Source organism: Aeromicrobium sp. Leaf289 (genome assembly GCF_001423335.1).
GTDB lineage: Bacteria > Actinomycetota > Actinomycetes > Propionibacteriales > Nocardioidaceae > Aeromicrobium.
The window spans coordinates 612,969-638,050 of record NZ_LMNK01000002.1 but is presented as its reverse complement, the minus strand read 5'-3'; the positions used below and the strand labels follow the sequence as shown (position 1 = coordinate 638,050).

23 protein-coding genes are annotated in these 25,082 nt (G+C 72.4%); 8 read left to right on the top strand and 15 right to left on the bottom strand.

The genetic code is table 11. The features are described from left to right. The first annotated feature begins 102 nt into the window (after nt 1-102). The 3 genes from ASF37_RS07005 to ASF37_RS06995 all read left to right on the top strand — a co-directional run bounded on the left by ASF37_RS07005 (nt 103) and on the right by ASF37_RS06995 (nt 4,773). Nucleotides 103-894 (top strand): ABC transporter ATP-binding protein, encoded by a 792-nt coding sequence (locus ASF37_RS07005; protein ID WP_056579655.1) that lies wholly within the window; start codon nt 103-105, stop codon nt 892-894. Beyond that, nucleotides 891-3,323 (top strand): ABC transporter permease, encoded by a 2,433-nt coding sequence (locus tag ASF37_RS07000; RefSeq protein WP_082506435.1) that lies wholly within the window; start codon nt 891-893, stop codon nt 3,321-3,323. The genes ASF37_RS07005 and ASF37_RS07000 overlap by 4 nt, the downstream gene beginning before the upstream one ends. Nucleotides 3,324-3,438: 115 nt before the next feature. Next, nucleotides 3,439-4,773 carry an HNH endonuclease signature motif containing protein gene (locus tag ASF37_RS06995; RefSeq protein ID WP_056579651.1) on the top strand — a complete coding sequence of 445 codons (1,335 nt, stop codon included), beginning with the start codon at nt 3,439-3,441 and terminating at the stop codon, nt 4,771-4,773. A gap of 154 nt (nt 4,774-4,927) precedes the next feature. Here ASF37_RS06995 and ASF37_RS17125 read toward each other — a convergent pair whose 3' ends face one another. Then, a complete protein-coding gene (locus ASF37_RS17125; protein ID WP_055962828.1) occupies nt 4,928-5,482 on the bottom strand; it encodes a TetR/AcrR family transcriptional regulator in 555 nt (184 codons plus the stop codon). A 160-nt stretch (nt 5,483-5,642) separates the two neighbouring features. Here ASF37_RS17125 and ASF37_RS06985 point away from each other — a divergent pair, with 160 nt between their 5' ends. Further along, nucleotides 5,643-6,398, top strand: coding sequence for an SDR family NAD(P)-dependent oxidoreductase (locus ASF37_RS06985; RefSeq protein ID WP_056579650.1), 756 nt, complete (start codon nt 5,643-5,645; stop codon nt 6,396-6,398). Nucleotides 6,399-6,497: 99 nt separating this feature from the next. On the opposite strand, the gene ASF37_RS06980 is transcribed toward ASF37_RS06985, so the two are convergent. From ASF37_RS06980 to ASF37_RS06945, 8 genes are all read right to left on the bottom strand, one after another. After that, nucleotides 6,498-7,028: a 2'-5' RNA ligase family protein gene (locus ASF37_RS06980; RefSeq protein WP_055962821.1), complete on the bottom strand. Its 531-nt coding sequence runs from the start codon at nt 7,026-7,028 to the stop codon at nt 6,498-6,500. 29 nt (nt 7,029-7,057) lie between these two features. Next, nucleotides 7,058-9,124: a VWA domain-containing protein gene (locus tag ASF37_RS06975; protein ID WP_082506433.1), complete on the bottom strand. Its 2,067-nt coding sequence runs from the start codon at nt 9,122-9,124 to the stop codon at nt 7,058-7,060. Nucleotides 9,125-9,128: 4 nt separating this feature from the next. Further along, nucleotides 9,129-10,541, bottom strand: a complete 1,413-nt coding sequence (locus ASF37_RS06970; protein ID WP_056579648.1) for an AAA family ATPase — start codon at nt 10,539-10,541, stop codon at nt 9,129-9,131. Between the two features lie 7 nt (nt 10,542-10,548). After that, nucleotides 10,549-11,565, bottom strand: a complete 1,017-nt coding sequence (locus ASF37_RS06965; RefSeq protein WP_056579646.1) for an aldo/keto reductase — start codon at nt 11,563-11,565, stop codon at nt 10,549-10,551. 52 nt (nt 11,566-11,617) lie between these two features. Further along, the gene (locus ASF37_RS06960; protein ID WP_055962811.1) at nt 11,618-12,010 is read right to left on the bottom strand and encodes a DUF6157 family protein; all 393 of its coding nucleotides are present in this window, start codon (nt 12,008-12,010) and stop codon (nt 11,618-11,620) included. Between the two features lie 66 nt (nt 12,011-12,076). Further along, nucleotides 12,077-12,691, bottom strand: a complete 615-nt coding sequence (locus ASF37_RS06955; protein ID WP_056579645.1) for a TIGR03086 family metal-binding protein — start codon at nt 12,689-12,691, stop codon at nt 12,077-12,079. After that, nucleotides 12,688-13,173 carry an SRPBCC family protein gene (locus ASF37_RS06950; protein ID WP_055962803.1) on the bottom strand — a complete coding sequence of 162 codons (486 nt, stop codon included), beginning with the start codon at nt 13,171-13,173 and terminating at the stop codon, nt 12,688-12,690. Before ASF37_RS06950 ends, ASF37_RS06955 begins: the two co-directional genes overlap by 4 nt. Continuing rightward, nucleotides 13,170-13,541 carry a helix-turn-helix transcriptional regulator gene (locus ASF37_RS06945; RefSeq protein ID WP_055962800.1) on the bottom strand — a complete coding sequence of 124 codons (372 nt, stop codon included), beginning with the start codon at nt 13,539-13,541 and terminating at the stop codon, nt 13,170-13,172. Before ASF37_RS06945 ends, ASF37_RS06950 begins: the two co-directional genes overlap by 4 nt. Before the next feature lie 99 nt (nt 13,542-13,640). Here ASF37_RS06945 and ASF37_RS06940 point away from each other — a divergent pair, with 99 nt between their 5' ends. Then, nucleotides 13,641-14,183, top strand: coding sequence for a hypothetical protein (locus ASF37_RS06940; protein ID WP_055962796.1), 543 nt, complete (start codon nt 13,641-13,643; stop codon nt 14,181-14,183). A 55-nt stretch (nt 14,184-14,238) separates the two neighbouring features. Further along, nucleotides 14,239-14,853: a hypothetical protein gene (locus tag ASF37_RS06935; RefSeq protein ID WP_056579642.1), complete on the top strand. Its 615-nt coding sequence runs from the start codon at nt 14,239-14,241 to the stop codon at nt 14,851-14,853. Nucleotides 14,854-14,856: 3 nt separating this feature from the next. Here ASF37_RS06935 and ASF37_RS06930 read toward each other — a convergent pair whose 3' ends face one another. Then, the gene (locus ASF37_RS06930; protein ID WP_056579640.1) at nt 14,857-15,747 is read right to left on the bottom strand and encodes a rhodanese-related sulfurtransferase; all 891 of its coding nucleotides are present in this window, start codon (nt 15,745-15,747) and stop codon (nt 14,857-14,859) included. Between the two features lie 46 nt (nt 15,748-15,793). On the opposite strand from ASF37_RS06930, the gene ASF37_RS06925 reads away from it, so the two are divergent. Beyond that, the gene (locus ASF37_RS06925; RefSeq protein ID WP_235499966.1) at nt 15,794-17,221 is read left to right on the top strand and encodes an amidase; all 1,428 of its coding nucleotides are present in this window, start codon (nt 15,794-15,796) and stop codon (nt 17,219-17,221) included. Nucleotides 17,222-17,279: 58 nt separating this feature from the next. On the opposite strand, the gene ASF37_RS06920 is transcribed toward ASF37_RS06925, so the two are convergent. After that, nucleotides 17,280-19,199, bottom strand: a complete 1,920-nt coding sequence (locus tag ASF37_RS06920; RefSeq protein WP_156368139.1) for a zinc-dependent metalloprotease family protein — start codon at nt 19,197-19,199, stop codon at nt 17,280-17,282. Nucleotides 19,200-19,346: 147 nt separating this feature from the next. After that, nucleotides 19,347-20,117: a type I methionyl aminopeptidase gene (map, locus tag ASF37_RS06915; RefSeq protein WP_056556620.1), complete on the bottom strand. Its 771-nt coding sequence runs from the start codon at nt 20,115-20,117 to the stop codon at nt 19,347-19,349. Between the two features lie 188 nt (nt 20,118-20,305). On the opposite strand from map, the gene ASF37_RS06910 reads away from it, so the two are divergent. Further along, the gene (locus tag ASF37_RS06910) at nt 20,306-22,399 is read left to right on the top strand and encodes a PhoX family phosphatase (protein ID WP_055966127.1); all 2,094 of its coding nucleotides are present in this window, start codon (nt 20,306-20,308) and stop codon (nt 22,397-22,399) included. Nucleotides 22,400-22,472: 73 nt separating this feature from the next. Here the strand turns inward: ASF37_RS06910 and ASF37_RS06905 are convergent, their stop codons facing one another. The 3 genes from ASF37_RS06905 to ASF37_RS06895 all read right to left on the bottom strand — a co-directional run bounded on the left by ASF37_RS06905 (nt 22,473) and on the right by ASF37_RS06895 (nt 25,081). Further along, a complete protein-coding gene (locus ASF37_RS06905; RefSeq protein WP_056579637.1) occupies nt 22,473-22,856 on the bottom strand; it encodes a hypothetical protein in 384 nt (127 codons plus the stop codon). Nucleotides 22,857-23,022: 166 nt separating this feature from the next. Next, the gene (locus tag ASF37_RS06900) at nt 23,023-23,847 is read right to left on the bottom strand and encodes an SDR family oxidoreductase (RefSeq protein ID WP_056579635.1); all 825 of its coding nucleotides are present in this window, start codon (nt 23,845-23,847) and stop codon (nt 23,023-23,025) included. 10 nt (nt 23,848-23,857) lie between these two features. Further along, nucleotides 23,858-25,081, bottom strand: a complete 1,224-nt coding sequence (locus ASF37_RS06895; protein ID WP_056579633.1) for an acyl-CoA dehydrogenase family protein — start codon at nt 25,079-25,081, stop codon at nt 23,858-23,860. Between the last annotated feature and the right edge of the window lies 1 nt (nt 25,082).

The following is a 25,082-nucleotide window of genomic DNA, read 5'->3' as shown; positions in this document are numbered from 1 at the left end:
CTCCGACGGCCCGGACGGGGCGAGAGTCCACCCACGGGCTGACGCCAGGACCATCCCTCGCTCCGACGACTCGGGGGGTGTCGGATCCATAGCGTCGTCGGCATGACGATCACAGCACAGGCAGCCGTCGCGACCGCCGCGTCGGCGCGCGACCTGACCAAGACCTACGGCACCGGCCCGGCGGCCGTGCACGCCCTCGACGGCGTCTCCCTCGACCTCGCGCCCGGACGCTTCACCGCGATCATGGGGCCCTCGGGCTCGGGCAAGTCGACGCTCATGCACTGCCTCGCCGGGCTCGACCGGCCGACGCACGGGACCGTCTCGGTCGACGGCGTCGAGCTGACCAGCCTCGACGACGACCGACTCACCCGGTTCCGCCGCGACCACCTCGGCTTCGTGTTCCAGGCGTTCAACCTGCTGCCGATGCTGACCGCCCGGCAGAACATCGTGCTGCCGTTCGAGCTGGCCGGCCGACGCATCGACGCGAACGTGCAGGACGACATCGACACCGTGGTCGGGGTCCTCGGGCTCGGCGACCGGCTCGACCACCGCCCGAGCGAGCTGTCCGGCGGACAGCAGCAGCGCGTCGCGATCGCCCGCGCGCTCGTGAGCCAGGCGTCGATCGTGTTCGCCGACGAGCCCACCGGCAACCTCGACAGCACCGCCTCGGCCGAGGTGCTCGCCTACCTGCGGCGTTCGGTGCGCGAGCTGGGCCGCACGGTCGTGATGGTCACCCACGAGCTCGACGCCGCCGCCTATGCCGACGACGTCGTGGTGCTGGCCGACGGTCGAATCCGCTCCCACCTCGTGGACCCGTCGCGGGCCGAGCTCGCCTCGGTGCTGGCCGCCCGTCCCGACGCCGACCTGACGCGACCCGAGGGAGGCGCCCGATGAGGACCGTGATGCTCGCGTCGCTGCGCACCCACACCCGCCGCTACGTCGCGGCGCTGCTCGCCGCGACCATCGCCGTCGGGTTCGTGGTGGCCACCAACGCGATCGCCTCGGCGGCCAAGTCCGGCCTCTCCGCGGGGATCGACGAGGCCTACCGCGGCGCCGACCTGGTCGTCGGCGACGACTACGGGATCGGCACCGAAGACGTCACCCCCGTCCTGGAGACCGCGGCGCGCCAGGGGGACGCCGCGGCGGTCATCGGGTCGTCGTTCGAGCCCGTCACCCACGACGGCATCGGCCTCGGCTCGGACACGTCCATCGGCACGGTGAGCACCGACGAACGGCTGCTGCGCCAGAGCATCGCCAGCGGTCGGGCCCCGACCAGCGACGACCAGGCGCTCGTGGACGAGCGCACCGCCACGGCGGCGCGACTCGGCGTGGGCGACGAGCTGGTCGTGGGCAAGGGCGAGGAGGCGAGCACCGTGACGGTCGTCGGCATCGCGAAGCCGTCGTCGTACCTCGCGGCCGACGTCTACGTCCCGTGGGGCACCCTGTCGAAGCTCCCGTCGGCCTACCCCGACGCCGTCGTCTACGACGTGCGCGGCGGTGACACCGCAGCCGCCACGTCCGCGCTCTCCCGAGCGGTGGACGCGGAGGTGCGCGACCGCGCCGCGTACGTGGACGCGCGCGTGATCGCCGTCAACCAGGGAGTCGACGTCATCAGCTACGTGCTGCTGCTGTTCGCCGCCATCGCCGGCTTCGTGGCGGTCCTGGTCATCGCGAACACCTTCACCATCCTCTTCGCGCAGCGCACCCGCGACCTCGCCCTGCTGCGCTGCGTCGGCGCGACCCGGCGCCAGGTCGTCCGCTCGGTCCGCGTCGAGTCCCTCGCCGTGGCGCTGGTCGCGTCGACGGTCGGCGTGCTCGCCGGCGCCGGGGCGGGCTACGGCATCGTCGCCGCGGTGCGCGGGGTGACCGGAGGTCGTCTGCTGGGGACCGTGTCGTTGTCCCCCACCTGGATGGTCGCGGCCTTCGTCGGCGGCATCGTCGTGACGGTCACGGCGGCCTGGCTGCCGACCCGACGCGTGGTGCGGGTCAGCCCGCTCGCCGCGCTCCGGCCGATGGACGCGGACGTGCGCACCCGTGCGGGCAAGGGCCGCGTCGCCCTGGGTGTCGCGGCCGTGCTCGGCGGCTCGGCGGCGCTCGCCCTCGCGGTGCAGCAGACGTCCATGCCACCCCTCCTGGCCGGCGGCATGCTGTCGTTCGTCGGCGTGCTGCTGCTCGGACCCGTGCTCGTGCCGGCGATGCTGGGAGTGGCCGGACGTCTCCTGGGCCGCACCGGTCTCGCCGCCCGCCTCGCCACGGCCAACGCGGTGCGCAACCCGCGCCGCAGCGCCGCCACCACGGCGTCGTTGCTCGTCGGCGTCACCCTGACCACGGCGGTGCTCACCGGCATGGCCAGCGCCCGCGGGGCGATGGACGACGAGATGGAGAAGCAGTACCCGGTCGACGTCGCGCTCACCGGTGACGGACCCGTCTCGGCCGGCACGCTCGAGTCGGTGCGAGCGACTCGCGGCGTCCAGGACGCCGAGGCCGTGCCCGGCGTCCGCGCGACGCTCGACGGTGTCGGGGAGGTTCCCGTGCTCGCGCCCGACGCCGCCGCCTCGTCGGTGGCGCGAGGTCGTGGGTTGGTCGAACCCGGTCGCCTGGAGGTGTTCATCCCGCCGGACGTCTCGGCCGACACCGAGACCGGGTTCCCCGAGACGATGACGCTCGAGCGCGCCGGCCGCACCGTGGACGTCGAGCGGGTGCTCGTGGGCAGCGAGTGGGGGCGGTCCGTCGTGGCCGGGCCCGGCGTGCTGGAGGCCCTCGGCGGCAGCATCGAGCCGCAGGCCGTCTGGGTGCGAGCCGACGACGGCGTGGACGTCGACGAGCTGAGCGGCAGCCTGGGCGCCGTCGCCCGCGACGCCGACCTGGAGCTCACGTCCACCCTCGCCCAGCGGGGATGGGTCGAGAAGCAGCTCGACGTGCTGGTGTGGTCGGTCCTCGGCCTGCTGGCCGTCTCGGTCGGCATCGCCCTGGTGGGCATCGCCAACACCGTCGGCCTGTCGGTCCTGGAGCGCGGCCGTGAGCACGCGTTGCTGCGGGCCCTTGGCCTGACCCGGCGCCAGCTGCGCCGCATGCTCGCCGCCGAGGGCTTGTTGCTGGCGCTCGTCGCCGCGGTCCTGGGTACGGCGGTCGGCGTGACCTACGGCTGGCTAGGGACGCTCGCGGTCGTGCGGACGGCTGTCGCCGACGTCTCCCTCGTCACGCCGTGGGACCAGCTGCTGGCCGTGGTGGTCGTGGCCGCTCTGGCGGGTCTCGTGGCCTGCGTCCTGCCCGCCCGACGGGCGTCGCGGGTGGCTCCGGCCGAGGGCCTGACGCTCGACTGAGGCATCGGCGTGACGGAGGTCCCGGAGGTCCGGGACCTCCGTCACGTATTCGAACGTGTGCTTGTTTCTTGTCCGGTGTGCCCTGTAGAATAGGTGTAGACCAGCAGGAGAAAGCATGAGCGTCGCCGCACTCGACACCCACCCGGTGCCGTCGTGCGTGCACGGACTCCACGCCCTTCTCGACACGGTCCCCACCGCGGCGTGGGACGGCCTGGACCCCGCCGAGGTCCGACGACTCCTCGCCGAGATCGGTCGCGCCGAAGCACGGCTGTCGGCCCACAAGATGGCCGCCGCACGTGTGCTGGAGAAGGCTCGCAGGGCCGCTGCGAACGGTGACGGACCGCGACCGGGGACCGGTACCTCTACCGGGGCAACGATCTCGATCGACTTCGGTGGTGACCGCAGTGGCGCCGACGCGTTGGTGAACACCGCCGAACGGATCGAGGAGCAGACCACCCTCACCGAAGCCGCCCTCGCGGCAGGCGAGATCACGATGAAGCAGGCCGACATCCTCTCCCGCGCCCTCGCGAAGCTGCCCGAGGACGTCACCAGCGAGCAACGCCTGATGTGTGAGAAGACCCTGCTCAAGGACGCGCAGAAGCTCACCCTCAAGGACCTGCGCCGCAGGGCCGCCCGGATCACCGAGACCTACCGCAAGACCGTCGACGAGGTCGACGCCGACGAGGACGAGCTCCTCCGCAAGAAGGAAGAAGCCGCGCGAGCCAAGACCAGCTTCTCGATGTGGGACAACAACGACGGCACCGTCACCGGACGCTTCACCCTCCCCGAGGCCCAGGGCGCGATGCTCAAGACCGCGCTCGACGCACTCGCAGCCCCGCACCAGAAGGTCGGGACCGTCAACGCTGCGACCGGGCAGATGGACGAGGTGGGATTCGGGCAGACCTACCCCCAGCGCCTCGGCCACGCCTTCGCGACCCTGGTCGAGCACCTCCCGGCCGACTCCCTGCCGTCCAACGGTGGCGTGTCCGCCGTGGTGACCGTCAACCTCGATCTCGACACCCTGATGGGCGGCGTCAAGGCCGCCGGGCTGTCGGACGGCACCCGCATCAGCGCCGGCGAAGCCCGCCGGCTCGCCTGTTCCGCCCAACTCGTGCCGATGGTCCTCAACGGATCTCCACTGCCTCTCGACCTCGGCTCCGCGAACCGGTACTTCAACCGCAGCTCACGCCGGGCGATGGAGAAGCGCGACGGCGGATGCACCACACCAGGTTGCGACCGCGACGCCAGATGGACCGAGGCCCACCACCTCAACCCCTACGCCATCTCCAAGACCACCGACATCAGAGACGGCGCACTCCTCTGCTCGTTCCACCACCACCGAGCACACGAACAAAGCTGGATCGGACGCATCAACCCCGACGACGAACACGTCGAGTGGAAGACACCAGGATCCGAGACCTGGCAACGCAACACCCGCTGGCGACCCTGAACCCACACCCACCACCGCACCCCGACCCATCGGTCGGGGCAGGCGTGCTGCCCAGCCACCACTGAACCGCCCGGAGTGGTCTCGACACCCCTCCCCTCGCCGGCGCTCGTGGAGGCACTCGGCCATCGGCAGCCGGCAGGATCGGACGGCCCGGTCATCGGTCGAGCTGCGACCACCAGTCCGGCACGAGCCGATCGTAGATCGCCGTGAACGCCGCCGCGTCCGGGTCGGGCAGGTCGATCCACGACCGGATGACGCCGACCGTCCCGAGCGCGATGAGGCGCAGGGCCGCGTCGGCGACGACGTCCGGGTCGGCACCGGGGACGTCGGTGGGCAGCGAGAGGCGGCCCTCCTCGAGCAGCTGCCGCGAGGATCCGAGGAAGTGCTCGCCGAGCATGGCGTGCAGGCCTCCGGCTCCCGCGTCGTCGGCCAGGCCACGTCGGTACACGGGCAGGTGCCTCAGGACGTGCTCCAGGACCCGTCGTGTCGTCTCCACCACGGCCGCGTCGGTGCCTCGGCCGGGGTCGTGGAGGAGATCGGCGCGCAGGCCGTCGAGCTCGGCCAGGAGCGCGGCCCGCAGCAGTCCGTCCGGCGTGGACGCGTGCTCGTAGAACGTCGAGCGATGCACGTCGGCACGGCGGGCCACCTCGGTGACGCTCAGCTGCTCGACGGGCGTCTCGGCCGCGAGGGCAAGGACGGCAGCGAACAACCGGTCACGGCTACGTCGGGCTCTCGCGTCCACGGGACCCCTCCCTCACCGACGTCCCCGGGACCGTCCCGGTCTCGTTCGTCACACCGCTGGGCAAGTCTATCCGACAGTTGTAGGATGAGATTTGTCCGACAGGTGTCGGACAGAAAGTGAGGACGTCATGGCCACCTACGACGTCGCGGACCGTTCCGCGATCGTGACTGGCGCCGGCTCCGGCATCGGCCGGTCCGTGGCCCTGCTGCTCGCCGCGAACGGAGCCTCGGTGCTCGTCCACGACCTGCGACAGGACTCGGCCGACCAGGTCGTGAAGGAGATCGAGACCACCGGCGGCACCGCGCGCGCCTTCGTCGGCGACGCCGCCGACCCCGCGGTCGCCCAGGCCGCCGTCGCGGCAGCCCAGGAGATGGCACCGCTGCGGATCGCCGTCAACAACGCCGGCATCGGCGGTGCCGCCGAGCCCGTCGGCAGCTACCCCGTCGACAGCTGGGAGAAGGTCGTCAGCGTCAACCTCAACGGCGTCTTCTACGGCATGCGTGCACAGGTCCCCGCCATCACGGACGCCGGCGGCGGCGCGATCGTCAACATGGGATCGGTGCTCGGCTCCGTCGGCATCGCCGGCTCCTCGGCCTACGTCACCACGAAGCACGCACTCGTCGGCCTGACGAAGAACGCAGCACTCGAGCACAGCGCCGACGGGGTCCGCGTCACGGTCGTCGGCCCCGGCTTCATCAGCACCCCGCTGCTCGAGGCCAACCTCGACGACGATGCGCAGGCCGCCCTCGCCGCCAAGCACGCGACAGGCCGCCTCGGCACCCCCGAGGAGGTCGCGTCGCTCGTGGCGTTCCTCGCCTCGGACGCGGCCACGTTCGTGACGGGCAGCTACCACCTGGTCGACGGCGGGTACGCCGCCCAGTAGGCAGCGCGGCCCGGGCCGGCGTCGCACGGTCGACCGGGCCCACGGTCGCCGGCACGACGTCTCGTCATCCCCTGGAGAGGCGTCGTGCCGGTCCCGCCCTCACGCGTCGCCGCGTGCTCGCAGGACGTGGACCGCCTTCGCGTCGGAGTCCCAGTGGCGCAGGGCGGCAGGAGCGCCCGCGAGCTCGGACGGGATCCCGGCCAGGAGGTCGAGCGCGTGCGCGAGCTGCTCGTCGCCGAGACGACGGGCGAGCGTGACGTGCGGCGTCCAGCGCCCGGGCAGCGTGAGGTCGGGCCGATCGGGCGCGTCGACCATCGCCGCGTCGACGGCCGCGTGGGTGGCCAGCAGAGCCGCGCTCGGGATCACCGCGCGCGAGACCACGGCGGACCGTCGTCCCCTGAACACCAGCAGTCCCCCGAGCCGGACCTCGTCGGGCAGCTCGACGTCGGCCAGGCGCTCGATCGTCGCCACGCCCAGCGCCGACGCGACACCCAGCGTGACGTGCGGGGCGTTGGTGAGCCCCAGGTGCAGCGCCTGGCTCGGCAGCCCCGCCGCCGACAGCAGGCCCCACTCCTCGCGCACGGCGGCGTCGAGGTCCTCGTCGAGCGTCAGCTCGATGGTCTGTGGCACGGTCCCGTCCTCTCCGGGCCGACCGTAGTTCAGCCGGCCCAGAAGCCGCGGCCGGGCCAGCCGCCGAAGCCGCCGTCGAACCCAGCGCCACCGCCAGTGCCACCGCGGCGGGAGCCGAGGTAGGACTCGACGACCGCGACGCCGAGGTCGTCGAGCTCCGGAGCCACGACGGTGCCGTCGACCTTGCGCGCCATCTGGTCGATGAAGCGCGCCAGGCCCGGGTCCTCCCCCAGCCTGAAGAAGGTGGTCTTCGCGCCCAGGCGCATCGACGCCTCCAGCTCGCGGACGCTCAGCGCGATCGTGACCGGGTGGGGCGGATAGCTGAAGAACACCTCGCCCGACGACTCCAGGTGCGACGTCGGCTCGCCGTCGGTGACGATCAGCAGCACCGGCTGGGCGTTCGGGTGCTTGCGGAAGTGCCGGTTGGCGAGCAGCAGGGCGTGGTGCAGGTTCGTGCCCTTGGCGTACTGCGCGTCGAGCGCGGTCAGCTCCTCGATCTGCATCGACTCGGCATGCCGGCCGAACGCGATCAGCTCGAGCGCGTCGCCGCGGAACCGGGTGCTGATGAGGGTGTGCAGCGCCAGCGCCGTGCGCTTCATGGGCACCCAGCGGCCGTCCATGGCCATCGAGAACGACGTGTCCACGAGCAGGGCCACGCAGGCCTGCGTGCGGTCCTCGGTCTCCTGCACCTCGACGTCGCCGATCTGCAGCCGCACGCCGTCGCGGGCTATGGACGCCGCGGTCCCACCCTCGCCGACCGTGCGCACCACCGCGTTCGTGACCGTGCGGGTGACGTCCCACGGCTCCGTGTCGCCGAAGGCCCACTCGCGGGTGGCGCCCGACCGCTCGCCGGCCGCCCCGGCATGGCGGGTGTCGCGCTGGCCCTGGCGACCCGACATCGACTCCGCGACGTCGCGCAGCAGCGCCTTGCCCAGCTGCCGCATGGCCTTGGGGGTCAGCCGCAGGGCACCGTCGGTGCCGCGCTGCACCACGCCGGAGTCGCGCAGCGCCTTCTCCAGCTCCTTCAGGGTGCGTAGGTCGACCGACGCCTCGTCGCCGAGCTGGCGCGAGAGCGCGTCGAGGTCGACGTCGTCGAGGTTCGAGCCCCGGTAGGACTGGGCCAGCTGCTCGGCCAGGGCGTCGAGGTCGGCGAGGTCCTGGAAGACGCCCGTGCCGTCGCCGAGGCCCACCCCCTGCTCGCCGTCCATAGGGGTGGAGCCACCCCAGTCCTCGCCCGGACGCAGGGACTGGAGGTTGCCGTCGAGCCGGTCGAGCGCCTCCATCAGCTGGGGCGAGCCGAACGCCTGCGCCGACATCTGCATGAGCTCCTGGCGCTGCTCGGGCGTCATGGAGTTGAGCATGCGCTGGGCCGCGGCGGACCGCTGGGCCATCGTGTCGAGCAGCTCGTCGAGGTTCGACGGGTTCTCCGGGAAGTGCTCGCCGTGCTTCGCCATGAAGTCGTCGAAGTCCTGCTGGGTGTCCACACCCTGCTGACGCTTCTCGAGCAGCCCGTTGAGGTCGTCGAGCATCTCGTTGACGGCCTCGCGGTCGGCGTCGGTGGCGTTCTCGAGCGCGTTCTTCATGCCCGCGAAGCGCTGGTCCAGCAGCTCACGCCCGAGCAGGTCCTTGATGCGTTCGTAGTCCTCGCGGGCCTGCGAGGACTGCCAGTCGTAGCCGCTCAGCTCGCTGACCGCAGCGGCAGGTGAGGGCGGGAGGTTGTCGAGCGTCAGCTCGGCGAGCGCCCGGTCGCCGTCGTCGAGGTCCACGTCGCGGGCCAGCTGCTTGCGCTCCTCGAGGACCGCGCGGTCGAGGAGCTCCTTGACCTCGGCCAGGGTGCCGTCGAGGTTGTGCTTCTGCATGAGCTCGCGCCGCTTCTCGGCCACCCGGCGGGCCAGGTCGTCGAGGCCGCGCTGGTCGGCGCCTCCACGGCGCAGGAACTCCTGCAGGGCGTGGTCGGGCGAGTACCCGGCCATGACGTCCTCGCCGATGGCCTCGAGTGCCTCGCTGAGGTCGACCGGCGGGGCCAGCGGGTCGGGGCCGTCGACGTACGCCCCGTACCGGGAGGCACGGGACAGCCGACGGTTCTGGCGACTCACGCCATCACCCGTAGACCGTCTCGCCGCCGGCGGTGTCCTTGCTGATGCGACGGGCCAGGAAGAGTCCCTCGAGGGCCAGCTCGATCGCGCCGGCGCGCTCACCGTCGTTGCCCCCGCCCTCGAGCCCTGCGCCGACCCGGTCGCAGACCTGGTCGTAGAGGTCGGACTCGCCCAGTGCCGGCAGACCGGCGAGGAAGTCGCGGGCGCTCACCTGCTCGCCGGTGGCCACCAGGGAGCCGCCCTCGAGCGCCTCGACCAGCAGCCCGAAGTCGATGCCCGTGAACAACCCGCGGACGGTCTCCGCGGTGGCGGTGCGCAGGAGGTGGTCGAGGACGAGGTCCTCGCGGCCCTCCTCGCCGGACTCGAACTCGATCTTGCCGCCGAGCACGTCGACAGCGGTCTCGAGGTCCACCGGACGGGCCACGGCGTCCGGCTCGCCCTGCCGGGTGGCGCGGTGCAGCGCCGCGGCCGCGATGGTCTCGGCCCCGGCGATGGCGAACCGGGCGCTCACGCCGCTGCGCTGGTCGACCGCCGACGACTCGCGCAGGGCCCGCGTGAAGCGGGCCAGCACCTCGACCAGCTGGTCGGGGACGGTGGCGACGAGGTCGGCCTCCTGCTTGATCACGGCGATCTCGTCGACCAGCTGCGTGGGGTAGTGGGTGCGGATCTCCGCGCCGAACCGGTCCTTCAGCGGCGTGATGATGCGGCCGCGGTTGGTGTAGTCCTCGGGGTTGGCGCTGGCCACCACCAGGACGTCGAGCGGGAGCCGCAGCACGTAGCCGCGGATCTGGATGTCCCGCTCCTCCATGACGTTGAGCATGGCCACCTGGATGCGCTCGGAGAGGTCGGGCAGCTCGTTGATGGCCACGATGCCGCCGTGGCTGCGCGGGATGAGCCCGAAGTGGATCGTCTCGGGGTCACCGAGGCTGCGCCCCTCGGCCACCTTCATCGGGTCGACGTCGCCGATGAGGTCGGCCACGCTCGTGTCGGGCGTGGCCAGCTTCTCGGCGTAGCGGTCCTCGCGGTGGCGCCACCGGACGGGCAGGTCGTCGCCGAGCTCATCGGCACGTCGGAGGCTGGCGACGGTGATCGGCTCGTACGGGTGCTCGCCCAGCTCGGAGCCGTCGATGACCGGCGTCCACTCGTCGAGCAGACCGACGAGCGTGCGCAGGATGCGGGTCTTGCCCTGGCCGCGCTCGCCGAGGAGCACGACGTCGTGACCGGCGATGAGGGCGCGCTCCAGCTGGGGGATGACGGTGTCCTCGAAGCCGTGCAGGCCCGGCCACGGGTCACGACCCTCGGCGAGGGCCGCGAGCAGGTTGTCGCGGATCTCCACGCGCAGCGGCCGGTGCACGTGGCCGGAGGCGCGAAGCGCCCCCACGGTGGTGATGTCGGGGGCGGGGGTGGTGGCAGTCATGGGGTCCTCACGCGTCGATGCTGGACAGGTCGCCGTAGCGGTCGCCCTGGACGGCGTCGCGCGGGACCGCGGACTCCAGGTCGGCCACGAGGTCGGGGGTGAGCTCGACCTCGAGCGCGCCGGCGTTCTCCTCGAGGTAGGCCACGCGCTTGGTGCCGGGGATGGGCGCCACGCCCACGCCGTCGCGACCCGAGCGGCTCAGCACCCAGGCGAGCGCCAGCTGGCCCGGCGTGCAGCCCAGCCCCTCGGCGATCTCGCGGATCCTGGCGACGAGCCTCAGGTTGGTCTCGAGGGCCTCGCCCTGGAACCGCGGGAAGTACGACGTGGTGCGCGAGTCGGCCTCCTCGAGGTCGGACTCGGCGGTGATGGCGCCGGTGAGCAGGCCACGCCCGAGCGGCGAGTACGGCACCAGGCCGATGCCGAGCTCGCTGAGGACGCCCCAGATCTCGTCCTCGAGGTGACGCGTGAACAGGGAGTACTCGGTCTGCAGCGCGGTGATGGGGTGCACGGCGTGGGCCCGACGGATCGTCTCGGCCGACGCCTCGGAGAGGCCCAGGTGGCGCACCTTGCCGGCCTGCACGAGCTCGGCCATGGCACCGACGGTCTCCTCGATGGGCACGGTCTTGTCGACGCGGTGCTGGTAGTAGAGGTCGATCGTGTCGACGCCGAGGCGCTGGAGCGAGGCGTCGCAGGCGGAGCGCACGTAGTCGGGCTTGCCGTTGACGCCCAGCCGGGTGCCGTCGGGCAGCCGCTCGTTGCCGAACTTGGTGGCGAGCTGGACGGCGTCGCGTCCCTGGGCGCTGGAGGCGATGGCCGCTCCGACCAGCTCCTCGTTGACGAACGGGCCGTACATGTCCGCCGTGTCGAGGAAGGTGACGCCGAGGTCGAGCGCACGGTGGATCGTGCGCGTGGCCTCGGCCTCGTCGCGGGTGCCGTAGAACTCGCTCATCCCCATGCAGCCGAGTCCGAGCGGGGAGACGTCCAGGGGCGACGTGGTGCCGAGCGTGGTGTGCGTCGTGGTCATGACCCCAGTCAACTCCTCCCGCACAAGGTTGCACCTCGGGACGATCGCGCGCTCAGGCGCGGGACGACCTCATGCCGGAGGTCTGCGTCAGGTCGGGGTCGGCCGCGAACGCGGCGTACTCCGCGGACTCCACGGGCACGAGCGCGACGCGACCCTCGGCGTCGTGGTGGACGCCCCAGCCGTACCGCTTGACCAACGGGGACGCGCGCAGGCACGGCTGGCCCTTGGAGAAGAACGTGTCGCGGTCGATGCCGCGCCGCTCGCCCTGCGAGCGGTGGACGACGTCGTCGGACGTGTAGCGGTAGGGCGCGTCGACGAGCATGTCGTACTGCAGACGCGCGACGCTCGGCTCCTTGCGCACCGGCGGCACCTCGGCGACGGATGCCGGGCAGTCGGGCGCGACGGCGGTGAAGGTGTCGGTGTTGTTGGTGGTGTGCTGGGCCATGGGGCGCTCCTGGATCGTCCTGCTGTCATCGTGCACCGGCGCGCCGACGGAAATCCAGCGTCGCGGTCAGGCTCGCGCCGGGGGCGCCCAGGCGGGGTCGCGTCCGATGAAGGCGACGAACCGGTCCTGCACCGACGCGTCGTCGGGCACCGGCACGGCCGGACCGTACTGACCGGACGCGCGCAGCATCTCCTCGATCGGCTGCATGCCGGCGAGCATGGCGGCGCAGCGGTCCGCGTCGAGGTCGACGTCCTGCCCGCTCGCCCGCGCGAGGTCCCAGGTGTGCATGAAGACGTCGGCGGTGTAGAACTGCGCGACCGCCTGGTCGAGCGGATGGGTGCCGGCGTGCGGGTGGGTGAACGGGCGGTCGGCGTCGGGACCGTCCAGCAGGTGCTGCACGGCGTCGGCGTGGGCGCGCCAGGCCCTGGCGGGGGTGCCGGGCCGTGGGCGGCGGACAGCACCACCAGGATCGTCGCTCGGCAGGTCGACATCGAGTGCGACGCCGCCGCCGGCGAGGAAGGCCGGGAACCAGGTGACGAGGTGGTCGACGACGTCGCGCGCCGCCCACCCCTCCACCGGTGCGGGTGCGTCCCAGTCGGTCACGCCCTCGACGACGGTCGTGAAGTCGGCTGCGACCCGGCGGTGGTCGTCGGCGGGTCCACCCACCCGGGAACCGCTCACCCCAGGGCCCCGTCGGCGAGCAGTGCGTCGAGCTTGGCGTAGCCGTCGTTCACGCCGACGTCCATGCCGCTGCTGAGCATGCCGTCGCGGGCCTCGAAGGAGCCGACGAGGCTGGTGGCGTGCATGCGCGTGCGGCCGTCGCCCAGGTCCTCGAACGTCATGGTGTCGAGGGAGACGCCCTCGGGCATGCCCTCCCAGGTGAACGTCTGGACGAGCCGGTCGTCGGACACGTGGTGGAAGCAGCCGTGAAAGCCCTGGCCGGCGTGCTCGTAGCGGTAGCTGCCGCCGGTGCGCCCGTCCCAGTGATCGATCGTGGTCACGTAGCCGTTCGGCCCGATCCACCGGACGAACAGCTCCGGGTCGGTGTGCGCCCTGACGAGCTGGGCCGCGGTCGCGGCGAAGTCGCGGGTGATGTGGATGGCCGGGACCGTGGGGTCGGCCTCGATGGCGGCCTCGGCCTGCTGCTGGTGCGTGCTGGTCATGATGCTGCTCCTTCGGTGGTGGTGGCGTCGGTGGCCCCGTCCTCGGTGGTCCCGTTCAGGTCGGCGAGCACGGCGTCGAGCCGCTGGTAGCGCTGCTCGGCCTGGCGCCGGTAGCGCTCGATCCACTTCTCCATGAGGTCGAACACCCCCGCCTCCAGTCGGACCGGTCGGGTCTGGGCCGCGCGGCCCTTGGTGACGAGCCCGGCGCCCTCGAGCACCTTGAGGTGCTTGGAGACCGCCTGGAGGCTGACGTCGTAGGGCTCGGCGAGCTCACCCACGGTGGCGTCGGCGACGGCGAGCCGGGCGACGATGTCGCGTCGGGTCGGGTCGGCGAGCGCCGCGAACACCTGCGAGAGCTGGTCGGCCATCGGAGATCCTTTCTCAACCATGTGGTTGATCACAACCTAGGCAGGCTTCCCTCGCCTTGTCAACCATCCGGTTGATCTCGGGTGCGCGATACTGCCTGCATGAGCCCCGACGACGTCGATCCCCTCCTCGCCGGTCGCGGTGGTCTCTCCTACGCAGAGCTCGACGACTGCGCCCGCCGCCTCCGCGGCCTGCTGGTCGCCACCGCCGAGCGCCAGATCGGTCGCCCGCTCCTGCACGAGTTCGAGATCGGCGTCGACACCGACGGCGCGCTGCAGCTGAGCCCGCCCGACGGCTACCGCCGACCGGCAGCGGGCGCGGTCACCGTGCGCGTGGTCGTGCAGTCACGCACCTCCACGGCTGCGCGCCTCGGCCTGCGGGTGACCGTGTGGCCCGCGCTCGGCGGTGCCGACGTCGTGGACCTCCTCGTCGTCCGCGAGGGCGTCGAGTCCATGGAGGGCCCGGCCGAGGGGCACCGGCTCGAGGTCCGCATCGACGAGATCCACCCCGAGCCCACCGAGGCGCTGCAGCGCCGGGTGAACGACTTCGTCGCTCGCCAGGTGGCGCTCGTGGTGAGCGACCTCAACATCGCGATGCAGCGACGCCTGGCCAACCCCGACTGGGACGGTGGCGAGCTCGGCTGAGGCCCGCCCGGGGCTGGACGTGCGACGCCCTGCGGGCGCGGCTAGGTTTCCGGGCATGCGCCGCCTCCAGCCCCACCTCGTCCGACACCGTCCCGTCCGGTCCGCCCTCGTCGCCTCGGTGGCCGCTCTGGTGCTCGCCGCCTGCGGCGGTGGTGACGGCGGCTCCGACGCCTCGAGCTCGGCGTCGAGCAGCTCCTCGGCCGCCTCGTCCGACGTCGAGCCCGCCTCGGGCGACACGATCGAGGCCGACGGCTTCAGCTACACGGTGCCGGAGGGCTGGGAGAAGAACACCGACCTGCAGGGCACGGCGATCACCCTCGCGCTCGACTCCACCGACAAGGACGGCTTCGCCGACAACGTCAACGTGGTCACCGACCCCACCATCACGAGCCTCGAGGGCGACGACCTGGCGGACGCCATCACCAACGCGCTGGAGCAGGCCGACGTCACGGAGATCTCCGTGCGCGAGCCGTTCGTCGTCGACGGCCAGGAGGCCGTGCACACGACTGGCCTGTTCAACCTCAACGGCAACGAGTACCGGGTCGACCAGTACACGCTCACCGTCGACGGGACGGGCTACGTGATCACGTTCTCGCACAACGCGGACCAGTCCGAGTCCGAGCGCGACGACGTCGACCACTCCATCCTGGCGTCCTGGTCCTGGGCCTGACCCTCAGGCGTGCGCGGCGCACCGTGACGAGGCCGCCGCGCACGACGGGCAACGCACCATCTGCCGCACGCAGGCCAGGTCGGAGCAGTCGACGACGTCGCGGCTGGCGGTGCCGCACGTGTCGCAGCGTCCGACCACGGTCGCGTCGGGGCTGAACTCGACCGTGGTGCGTGCGTCGAACACGTACATCGAGCCCTCCCACAGACCCCCGTCGCCGAAGGTCTCGCCGTAGCGGTGAACGCCGCCGTCGAGCTGGTACACCTCGCCGAACCCGCGGCTGCGCATGAGCGGGGTGAGGACCTCGCACCGGATGCCGCCCGTGCAGTACGTGACGACCGGGCGGTCCTTGAGGTCGTCGAAGGCGCCGGAGTCGAGCAGCTCCACGAACTCGCGGGTGGTCTCGACGTCGGGCCGGACGGCACCGGCGAACCGGCCCACCTCCGACTCGATCCTGTTGCGTCCGTCGAACAGCACGACGTCGTCGCGCTCGGCCACGAGGTCGTGCAGCTGGGCGGGGGTCAGGTGAGTGCCGCCGCCGACCACACCCTGCGCGTCGACCTGGACCTCGTCGGGGGTTCCGAAGGTGACGACCTCGTCGCGCACCTTGACCGACAGCCGCGGGAAGAGCGCCGTGGTCACGCCGTCGTCGAGCGCACGTCCGGCCGACCACTTGACGTCGGCACGCCGGAACGGCGCGTAGTCGCGCAGGCCCCGCACGTACCTCTTGAGCACGTCGAGGTCGCCACCGAGCGTCGCGTTGATGCCGTGCGGTGACACGATCACCCGGCCGCGCAGACCGAGCGAGCCCGCGAGCTGGCGCTGCCACACCTGGATCGCCTCGGGGTCGGGCAGCGGCGTGAAGACGTAGAACAGGATCACCTTCGGCACGGCCACGCCGTCGATTGTCCCCGAGCCGATCGACGCGTGGCACGCTGGACGGGTGACCGCGCTGCACGAGCTCGACGCCCACGCCATGGCCGACGCCCTCGCACGCGGCGAGACCACGTCGCTCGAGCTGGTGGAGCACCACCTGCGCCGCATCGACGACCGCGGGCCCGCGCTCGGTGCCTTCGTGACCGTGACCCATGAGCGCTCCCTCCAGGCGGCACGCGACGCCGACGCCACCCGACGTGCGGCGTCGCCCGAGGCCCTGCCGCCGTTCCTCGGCGTGCCGACGGCGTTCAAGGACCTGACGTCGACGGCCGGCGTGCGCACCACGCTCGGCTCGCGGCTGATGGCCGACCACGTCCCCGACGTCGACGCCCACGTGGTCACGCTCGTGGAGCGGGCCGGGTTCGTCAGCCTGGGCAAGACGAACACCCCCGAGCTGGGGCTCTCCTCCTACACCGACAACGACGTGGTCGGGCCGGCGCGCACGCCGTGGGACCTCGACCGGACGGCCGGCGGATCCTCCGGTGGGGCGGCAGCGGCGGTCGCCGCCGGGCTCGTCCCGCTGGCCCAGGGCAGCGACGGCGGTGGATCCATCCGCATCCCGTCGAGCTGCTGCGGGGTGTTCGGGTTCAAGCCGAGCCGCGGACGCGTGAGCGCCGGACCCGTCGGCTCGGACTGGAGCGGACTCGCCGGCGACGGCCCGATCGCCCGCACGGTGCGCGACGCGGCGGCCCTGCTCGACGCCATGGCCCACCCGATGCCCGGCGACCTGAGACCGCTCCCCGACCCCGTCGAGCCGTTCGCCGCCTGGGCCGGTCGACGGCCGGGTCGGCTGCGCATCGCTCGCTGGGTCGACCCCTACCTGCCCGAGCTCGAGGCCTCGGCGGGGTCGGTGGCGGCCTGGGAGCACGCCACCGAGGTGCTGCGCGGGCTCGGCCACGAGGTGGTCGACGTCGAGAACCCGTTCCCGCCCGAGCTGGAGCCGCAGTTCAACGTGGTGTGGTCGAGCGGCATGGCGGCGGCCCCGATCCCGGAGGAGGGCCTCGACCTGCTGCGCGGCACCACCCGCTACTGGTTGGAGCGCGGTCGCACGCACAGCTCCGCCGACCTGGCTCGCGCGATGCAGTTCCTGGAGGCCACCACGCGCGACGTCGTCACGTCGATGTCCGGGTTCGACGCCTGGCTCACGCCCACCTTGGCCCTGCCGCCCCAGCCGGTCGCGTGGTTCACCGAGTCCGGCGACCCCGCGGAGGACCACCGCCGCGAGCTGGCCTTCACGCCCTACACCGCGGTCTACAACATGGCCGGGGTCCCCGCGGCGAGCCTGCCGCTCGTCGAGGTCGACGGTCTGCCCGTCGGCGTCATGCTCGCGGGACGCCCCGGCGAGGACGGACCGCTCTTCTCTCTGTGTGCACAGGTCGAGGAGGCCGACGCGTGGAACCGGCGTCGTCCGCCACGTCCTCCCGTCCACGACTGAGCGAGAGACCGGACGACGACGTCCTCGCCTGCCCGTCCACCGGGGTGCGCCGGCCCCGTCACTTCACGGTGGTCGTCCGCGCCGACGTCCTCGTGACCGTCGTGTAGCCGGACTTCCGTCCGGTCACCTTGACGGTGAGCCGCTTGCCCTTCACGCCCCTCGTCGGGACGTAGGTCGACCTCGTCGCCCGGTAGATCGCCTTGCCGTTGGCGTACCAGCGGTAGGAGAACGTGGTTCCGCTCGTCCAGGTCCCGCGGAGGGCGGACAGTCGGCGGCCCACCTTCACGGTGCCGGAGATCCTCGGCGTCGAGTGGGTGAGCGTCCCCGGGACCACCGCAGCCGTCGAGGCCGACGTCCGCGAGATCGGGAGCAGCCCGAGGAGCGACCCGGTCACCCGGACCGACACGCGCTTGCCGCGGTGCGACGCGGCCGGGACGAACGTCGACGCCGTCGCTCCGGTCACCGTCGCACCGTCGAGCCGCCACTGGTAGGCGAACGTGACGCCCGGCGTCCAGGTCCCCGTCCGTCCCGTGAGCCGGGACCCGACCTTGGCGACACCCGAGACGAGCGGCGTCGCGGCCACGACAGTCGCAGGAGGAGCCGCGACGCCGTTCGCCACCGTGACGGTGGCGGCGCTCGAGGAGATCGCGTCGACGCGGACCGTCACCGAGCCCGACACGTACGACTGTCCGGCCTTCCACGCGCCCTGGCGCACCGACCCGTCCAGACGCGGTCGCAAGGACGTCACGCCGGTCCCGTCGGTGGCCCGGGTGCTCACCGTGACCCCGGTGGGGTACTTCCTCGTGCCGCTGACCCACACCGAGCCGGTCGCCTCGCGGGCGTAGTAGCTCGACGCGTCGCGGCCCGTCGCCGGCCGCCACTCCACCCAGTGGCTCGTGCCGCCGGAGCGGACCTCCAGACCTCGCAGGCCGGAGGTCGACCCGCGCGCAGCGAGGGTGCGGGTGACCGCCGTGCCGGACGGAACGACCTCGACCTCGCCGGAGCGCGCCAGTCCGAGCTGGGCGCGGTACTCGGTGTCGAGCGCGGTCGTGCCCGAGCCGGACACGGCGAGCCCCATGGGGCTGTAGAGGTCCCAGTACTCCACGGACTCGAGGTTGGCGTGGCGCAGGCCCAGGTTGTGACCGACCTCGTGCACGAGGGTCGGCGTGAAGACGCGCGAGGACTCCGTGAGGGTCACCAGTCCGCCGTCGGCCACCGATCCGCCGATCGTGCCCACACCGGTGCCGTCGCACTGGTCGTCGACGACCACCACCAGGTGGTTGCCCGCCGCGGAGAAGTCGACCGTCGGGAACCGCTGCATGGCCTCGCTCCACAGGCCGCTGACGTCGCCGAACCCGCACCGGTCGGCGCGGCCGGAGGAGTACCGCACCGTGCCCGCCCGGGAGAAGGTCGCCCCGGTCTCCTGCGACCACCAGGTGAGTCCCGCGGCGATCCTCGACTCGATCGTGCTCGTGGCGTCGACGCTGCCGCTGTTGGCCACGATCGCGACGTAGGCGCGGTGCGCGCCCGTCGTCGCGGTGGTCTCGCTCCGGTCGAACACCGCGGTCGCCACGTCGACCGCCTGCGTGACGGTGCCGTCGAGCGCGGACTCCAGCGAGGCGCTCTCCACCAGCTCGGCGACGACCGGGGCGCCGGCGAGGTCGAGCTCCTCCAGCGCCTCCTCACCGCCCGCGAGGGCCGCGAGGTCGACCGGGACGACCGACCCGTCGTCGGTCACCAGCACCGGCTCGCCGACCTCGGCGCCCACGTGGCCACCCTCACCGTGGCCGTCGGACTCCGCCCGCTCGACCACGACCTCGCGCAGCACACCCTCGACCGTCGCGGTGGGCTCCCCCTCCAGCGCGGGGTCGGTGTACTTGACCTCGTCACCGCTCGAGCTGATCGTCGGCTCCTGCGCCGACACGCTCCTCGGTACGGCCACCAGCACGGCGGCGACCAACAGCGCTCCCACAGACATGGCGACACGACGCATCGCGGGGCCCTCCCAAGCTCCCTCGACCTACACTCCCGCCGTCAGCGTAGGACCAAAGTCACATGCTCGGAGGGCCTTGTGGCGCACTGGGGCGAACGCACCAGTCCCCGGTGCGAGCCCGGACGCGCCTCGTCAGTCGCGTGCGGTGAGGATGATCGGGTCGCCCTCGGTGACCGCGATGGTGTGCTCGCTGTGGGCTCCGCGGGAGCCGTCGGCGCTGCGGATGGTCCAGCCGTCGGGGTCCATGACGATCTCGTCGGTGGTCTGCAGGAACCACGGCTCGATCGCGATGACCAGCCCCGGGTCGAGCCTCACGCCGCGCCCCGCCCGGCCGTCGTTGGGCAGGTGGAGGTCGCCGTGCATGGTGCGGCCGACGCTGTGGCCGCCGAACTGGGTGTTGACCTTGAGTCCGTGGGAGCGCGCGACGTCGCCGATGGCGGCGCTGATGTCACCCAGCCGGTTGCCGGCGCGCGCGGCCCCGATGCCCGCCTCGAGGGCCTCCTCGGTGGCGGCGATGAGCGCCAGGTCCTCCTCGCGCGGGGTGCCGACCACGACGCTCACGGCGGAGTCACCGACCCAGCCGTCGACCGAGACCGCGAAGTCGAACGTGACCAGGTCGCCGTCCCGCAGCCGGTAGCGGTGCGGCAGCCCGTGCAGGACCGCGTCGTTGACCGACGTGCACACGACCTTGCCGAAGGGCCCGCGGCCGAACGAGGGCGCGTAGTCGATGTAGCAGGACTCGGCTCCACGCTCGCGGATCATGCGGTGCGCGAGCGCGTCGAGGTCGAGCAGATCGACCCCCACGTCGGCGGCGTCCACGAGGGCCGTGAGGACCTCGCCGACGAAGCGCCCGGCCGCACGCATCTCGTCGACCTGGTCGGGGGTGCGGAGCTCGATCGCCATGGGATCGAGCGTAGTCCGCCGGGCCACGGGCCCGGGCCCTGAGTACCGTCACCTCCTGTTCACCCAGGGTCCACGTCGAGGTCCGGCGGCGCTCCTACCGTCATGGCGTCGAAGGGGGGCGGCCCGACGCTCCCCCGCACTGGAGGACTTCCGTGACGATCACGCCCGAACGCCCCTTGCTCCCCGTCGTGACCCTCCCCACCGAGGGTGCCGCCGGAACCTGCCCGCCCGAGGCGCCCTGCGCGTCCGGACGCGCCGCCCTCACCTGCCGCTACCGCTGCGGCGACGCCTGCGCCCACGACGCGCCCAACACGTCGGACAACGAGACGTTCGCCGACGTGATGGCTCGTGCGGCCAGCCGCCGCGGCGTGCTGCGCGCCGGTGCCGTGATCGGCGCCGCCACGGCCGCCACGGCGGCGTTCGCAGGGCCGGCCGCCGCCGTGCCCACGGCCCCCGCCACCAAGGGCCCCAAGGGCAAGCCCGGCCCCGCCCCCAAGGGCAAGGGTCCGTACGGCCTGCGCTTCGACCCCGTCGCCCCCAACACCGCCGACGCGATCACCATCCCCTCCGGCTACCGCCAGGACGTCGTGATCCGCTGGGGCGACCCGCTGTTCAAGGACTCCCCGCGCTGGTCGGTCGACCGGCAGAGCGCCGCCGCTCAGCGTCGCCAGTTCGGCTTCAACAACGACTTCCTCGCGCTCCTGCCGCTGTCGCGCGGCACGCAGCTGCTGGTCGCCAACCACGAGTACACGAGCGAGGAGCTCATGTACCCCGGCTACGACCCGGCCAACCCGACGCGCGAGCAGGTCGAGACGTCGTGGGCCGCCCACGGGCTGTCCGTGGTGGCGGTCCGGGAGACCCGCAACGGGTCGCTGGAGCCGGTCGTCGGGCACCAGCTGAACCGCCGCTTCCACACCCAGACCGAGTTCCGGCTCACCGGTCCCGTGGCCGGCCACCCGCTCGTCCGCACGAAGGCCGACCCGCGTGGTCGCACCGTGCTCGGCACCCTCAACAACTGCGCCGGCGGCACCACGCCTTGGGGCACGTGGCTGACGGCCGAGGAGAACTTCAACCAGTACTTCGCCAACGCCGCCACGGTGACCGACCCGACGACCGCGGCGCGGCTCGCCCGCTACGGCGTCGCCGGCACCGCGAGCGAGCGCCAGTGGGAGAAGTTCGACGACCGCTTCGACCTCGCGAAGGAGCCCAACGAGGTCAACCGCTTCGGCTGGATCGTCGAGGTCGACCCGTACGACCCCCGCGCCGTCCCGCGCAAGCGCACCGCCCTGGGCCGGTTCAAGCACGAGGCCGCCCAGCCCCGCATCACGAAGGACGGACGGGTCGCCGTCTACATGGGCGACGACGAGCGCTTCGACTACCTGTACAAGTTCGTCTCGCGCGACCGCATGAAGAAGGGGCGGTCCGCGTCGGCCAAGCGGCACAACGACACGCTGCTCGACCACGGCACCCTCTACGTCGCGAAGCTGACCGGCGACTCCCCCACGTCGCAGATTGACGGCACGGGCACGCTCCCGAAGGACGGCGAGTTCGACGGCTCCGGCGCCTGGATCCCGCTCGTGAGCGGCACGAAGTCGTTCGTGAAGGGCTTCACGGCCGAGGAGGTGCTGCTGTTCACCCGGCAGGCCGCCGACGTCGCGGGCGCCACCAAGATGGACCGCCCCGAGGACGTGGAGCCGAGCCCAGTGAGCGGCAAGGTCTACGTGGCCCTGACGAACAACTCGAACCGGGGTGCCGCGGGCAAGGCCGGTGCCGACGAGGCCAACCCGCGCAACGCCAACAAGAACGGCCACGTGCTCGAGCTGACGGAGCACCGCAACGACAGCGGTGCCACCCGGTTCGCGTGGACCCTGCTGCTGGTCTGCGGCGACCCGAACGACCCGGCCACGTACTTCGGCGGCTACGACAAGAGCCAGGTCTCGCCGATCTCCTGCCCGGACAACGTGACGTTCGACCGCCACGGCAACCTCTGGGTCTCCACGGACGGCAACGCGCTCGGCTCGAACGACGGCCTGTTCGGCGTGGCGGTGGAGGGTCGCGACCGCGGCCTCACCCGCCAGTTCCTCACCGTCCCGCTCGGGGCCGAGACCTGCGGGCCGGTGGTGCAGAGGCACCGCGTGCTCGTCTGCGTCCAGCACCCGGGCGAGAAGGACGGCGCGTCGGCGGACGCTCCGGCGTCGCACTGGCCCGACGGCGGCTCGTCGGTCCCGCGTCCCTCGGTGGCCGTGGTGTGGCGCAAGGACGGCCGCGAGATCGGCGTCTGACGCACGGCACGACACGCGCACCACGACGGGCCCCGACCATGGCGGTCGGGGCCCGTCGTCGTGCGTGCGTGGGTCAGGACAGGGAGCGGCGTGCCGACGACAGCTGGTGGCACACCACGGCGGCCACGAGCGCGGCCGTCCCGAGCGTGGCCAGCGCGGGGGCGCCGAAGATCCGACCGGCGTCGGCGGCGGTGACCGCGGAGGCGAGGGCGGCGCCGCCGACCAGCGACGCGCCGGCAGAGGCGTGCACGAGCGGGGTCCGCTGCTGCGAGGTCACACTCGCCCATGCCTGGTAGCAGATCCCGGCGATGACGACGGCGGCGACGACCACGACCACGCGACCGGGCACGACGAAGCCGTCGGGCCAGACGGCGTCGCCCAGCACGTCGGTCACGTAGAGGGCGAGCAGCACCAGCTCGGCGAGGGCGGGCACCACGAGGCCGGGTCCGATCTTCATGGCCGCGACCCTACCGAGCGACTCTCGGGCTCGACGGGTGGCGGGTACCGGCCACGCACCCACCATGGTTCTCACCTGCTCACCCCGGCGGGCACGCCGAGGTGAGTGGCAGAGAACCATGGTGAGCTCGCGATTCCCATCACCTGATGGGAATCGCTGGGACGGGTCAGGCCTCGAGGTGGCGGCGGTAGCGCTGCATGCCGGAGAGCCACCGGTCGGGGTCGGCGGCCTTCTGGGCCCACATGGTGGCGACGTCGGGGTGGGGCAGGGCCTGGAAGCGACCTGCCTCGACGGCGTCGAGGATCGTCGCCGCGACCTCGGCCGGCTCGAGCGCGTTGCCGGCCGACGTGACCGCGCGCATCCCGAGGGTCGCGTCGGGGTCGTCGCTCGTCTCGCCCGACTCGAGCATGGCCGTGCGCACACCCATGGGGCACGCGCAGGTGACCTGCACCCCGCGGTCGCCGTAGGTGGCGGCGAGCCACTCGGCGAAGCCGACGGCCGCGTGCTTGGTCACCGAGTAGGTCGGCGAGCCCAGCTGGGTGAGCAGGCCCGCGGCCGACGCGACGCTCACGAAGCACCCCGCCGGTCCGCTCTCGGCGGTCGCGCCCTCGACCCACCCGGGCACCAGTGCCCGGGCGGCGGCGACGTGGCCCATGACGTTGACGTCCCACGACGCGGCCCAGTCCTCCGGGGAGGCCTCGAGGCCGAAGCCGCGGAACACGCCCGCGTTGGCGACGTAGAGGTCGACCGGCGCCGGGGCGCTCTGCAGCACCGCGTCGACGCCGATCTCGCTCGTCACGTCGGCAGCGCGGCGGTGGACCCGGTCACCGAGCTCGTCGGCCAGGGCGTCGGCGGCGGCGTCGAGCCGGTCGCCGTCGAGGTCGGCCAGCACGACCGAGCCCGCACCCCGCTCGAGCAGGGCCCGCGCGACGGCCAGACCGATGCCGCCGGCCGCACCCGTGACGACCGCCGACGCTCCCTCGATCCTCATCGCCCAGGCCTCATCGTGCCGCGTACTTCTTCAGCTCGGCGCGGGCGAGCGAGGCCTTGTGCACCTCGTCGGGTCCGTCGGCGAAGCGCAGCGTGCGGATCCCGGCGAACATCTCCGCGAGCGGGAAGTCCTGGCTCAGCCCACCGGCGCCGTGCACCTGGATGGCCTTGTCGAGGATCCACTCCACCGTCTGCGGGGTGGCGATCTTGATCGCCTGGATCTCCTTGTGGGCGCCGCGGTTGCCCACGGTGTCCATGAGCCAGGCGGTCTTGAGGGTCAGCAGGCGCAGCTGCTCCAGCTTGACGCGCGACTCGGCGATCCAGTCCTGGACCACACCCTGCTGGGCGATCGGCTTGCCGAAGGTCGTGCGGCTGAGCGCACGCTCGCACATGAGCTCGACCGCACGCTCGGCCAGGCCGATCGAGCGCATGCAGTGGTGGATGCGGCCGGGCCCCAGGCGCGCCTGGGCGATGGCGAAGCCCTCGCCCTCGCCGCCGATGAGGTTCGTGGCGGGCACGCGGACGTCGGTGAACCTCAGCTCGGCGTGGCCGCCGTGGTCGCGGTCGTGGAAGCCGAACACGTGCATGCCGCGCACGACCTCGAGCCCGGGGGTGTCGCGAGGGACGAGGATCATCGACTGCTGGCGGTGGCGCTCGGCCGACGTGTCGGTCTTCCCCATGACGATGAAGACCTGGCAGTTCGGGTTCATCGCGCCGGTGATCCACCACTTGCGGCCGTTGATGACGTACTCGTCGCCGTCACGCACGATCGACAGCTCGATGTTGGTGGCGTCCGACGAGGCCACGTCGGGCTCGGTCATGGCGAACGCGGACCGGATCTCGCCGGCGAGCAGCGGCTTCAGCCACTGCTCCTTCTGCTCGTCGGTGCCGAACATCGTCAGCACCTCCATGTTGCCCGTATCGGGCGCGGCACAGTTGATGGCGGCCGGAGCCAGCTGGATGGATCGGCCGGTGATCTCGGCGAGCGGGGCGTACTGCAGGTTCGTCAGCCCGCCCTCCTCCGGGTGGCCGGCGAGGAAGAAGTTCCACAGACCGCGCTCGCGCGCCTCGGTCTTCAGACCGTCGAGCACGGCCGGCGGGTCCCAGCGGTCCTCGTCGTACAGGGCCTTGATCTGCTGCTCGGCCTCGTGCTCGGCGGGGTAGACCTTCTCGTCCATAAAGGTCTCGAGCTTCTGGATGAGCTCGGTGGTGGTCTCGTCGAAGGCGAAGTGCATC

Excerpts from the sequence above, each read along its gene's own strand:
- ASF37_RS07005 (WP_056579655.1), top strand. The coding sequence starts at position 103 with ATGACGATCACAGCACAGGCAGCCGTCGCGACCGCCGCGTCGGCGCGC.
- ASF37_RS07000 (WP_082506435.1), top strand. The coding sequence starts at position 891 with ATGAGGACCGTGATGCTCGCGTCGCTGCGCACCCACACCCGCCGCTAC.
- ASF37_RS06995 (WP_056579651.1), top strand. The coding sequence starts at position 3,439 with ATGAGCGTCGCCGCACTCGACACCCACCCGGTGCCGTCGTGCGTGCAC.
- ASF37_RS06985 (WP_056579650.1), top strand. The coding sequence starts at position 5,643 with ATGGCCACCTACGACGTCGCGGACCGTTCCGCGATCGTGACTGGCGCC.
- ASF37_RS06970 (WP_056579648.1), bottom strand. The coding sequence starts at position 10,541 with ATGACTGCCACCACCCCCGCCCCCGACATCACCACCGTGGGGGCGCTT.
- ASF37_RS06965 (WP_056579646.1), bottom strand. The coding sequence starts at position 11,565 with ATGACCACGACGCACACCACGCTCGGCACCACGTCGCCCCTGGACGTC.
- ASF37_RS06960 (WP_055962811.1), bottom strand. The coding sequence starts at position 12,010 with ATGGCCCAGCACACCACCAACAACACCGACACCTTCACCGCCGTCGCG.
- ASF37_RS06950 (WP_055962803.1), bottom strand. The coding sequence starts at position 13,173 with ATGACCAGCACGCACCAGCAGCAGGCCGAGGCCGCCATCGAGGCCGAC.
- ASF37_RS06945 (WP_055962800.1), bottom strand. The coding sequence starts at position 13,541 with ATGGCCGACCAGCTCTCGCAGGTGTTCGCGGCGCTCGCCGACCCGACC.
- ASF37_RS06940 (WP_055962796.1), top strand. The coding sequence starts at position 13,641 with ATGAGCCCCGACGACGTCGATCCCCTCCTCGCCGGTCGCGGTGGTCTC.
- ASF37_RS06935 (WP_056579642.1), top strand. The coding sequence starts at position 14,239 with ATGCGCCGCCTCCAGCCCCACCTCGTCCGACACCGTCCCGTCCGGTCC.
- ASF37_RS06920 (WP_156368139.1), bottom strand. The coding sequence starts at position 19,199 with ATGTCTGTGGGAGCGCTGTTGGTCGCCGCCGTGCTGGTGGCCGTACCG.
- map (WP_056556620.1), bottom strand. The coding sequence starts at position 20,117 with ATGGCGATCGAGCTCCGCACCCCCGACCAGGTCGACGAGATGCGTGCG.
- ASF37_RS06905 (WP_056579637.1), bottom strand. The coding sequence starts at position 22,856 with ATGAAGATCGGACCCGGCCTCGTGGTGCCCGCCCTCGCCGAGCTGGTG.
- ASF37_RS06900 (WP_056579635.1), bottom strand. The coding sequence starts at position 23,847 with ATGAGGATCGAGGGAGCGTCGGCGGTCGTCACGGGTGCGGCCGGCGGC.
- ASF37_RS06895 (WP_056579633.1), bottom strand. The coding sequence starts at position 25,081 with ATGCACTTCGCCTTCGACGAGACCACCACCGAGCTCATCCAGAAGCTC.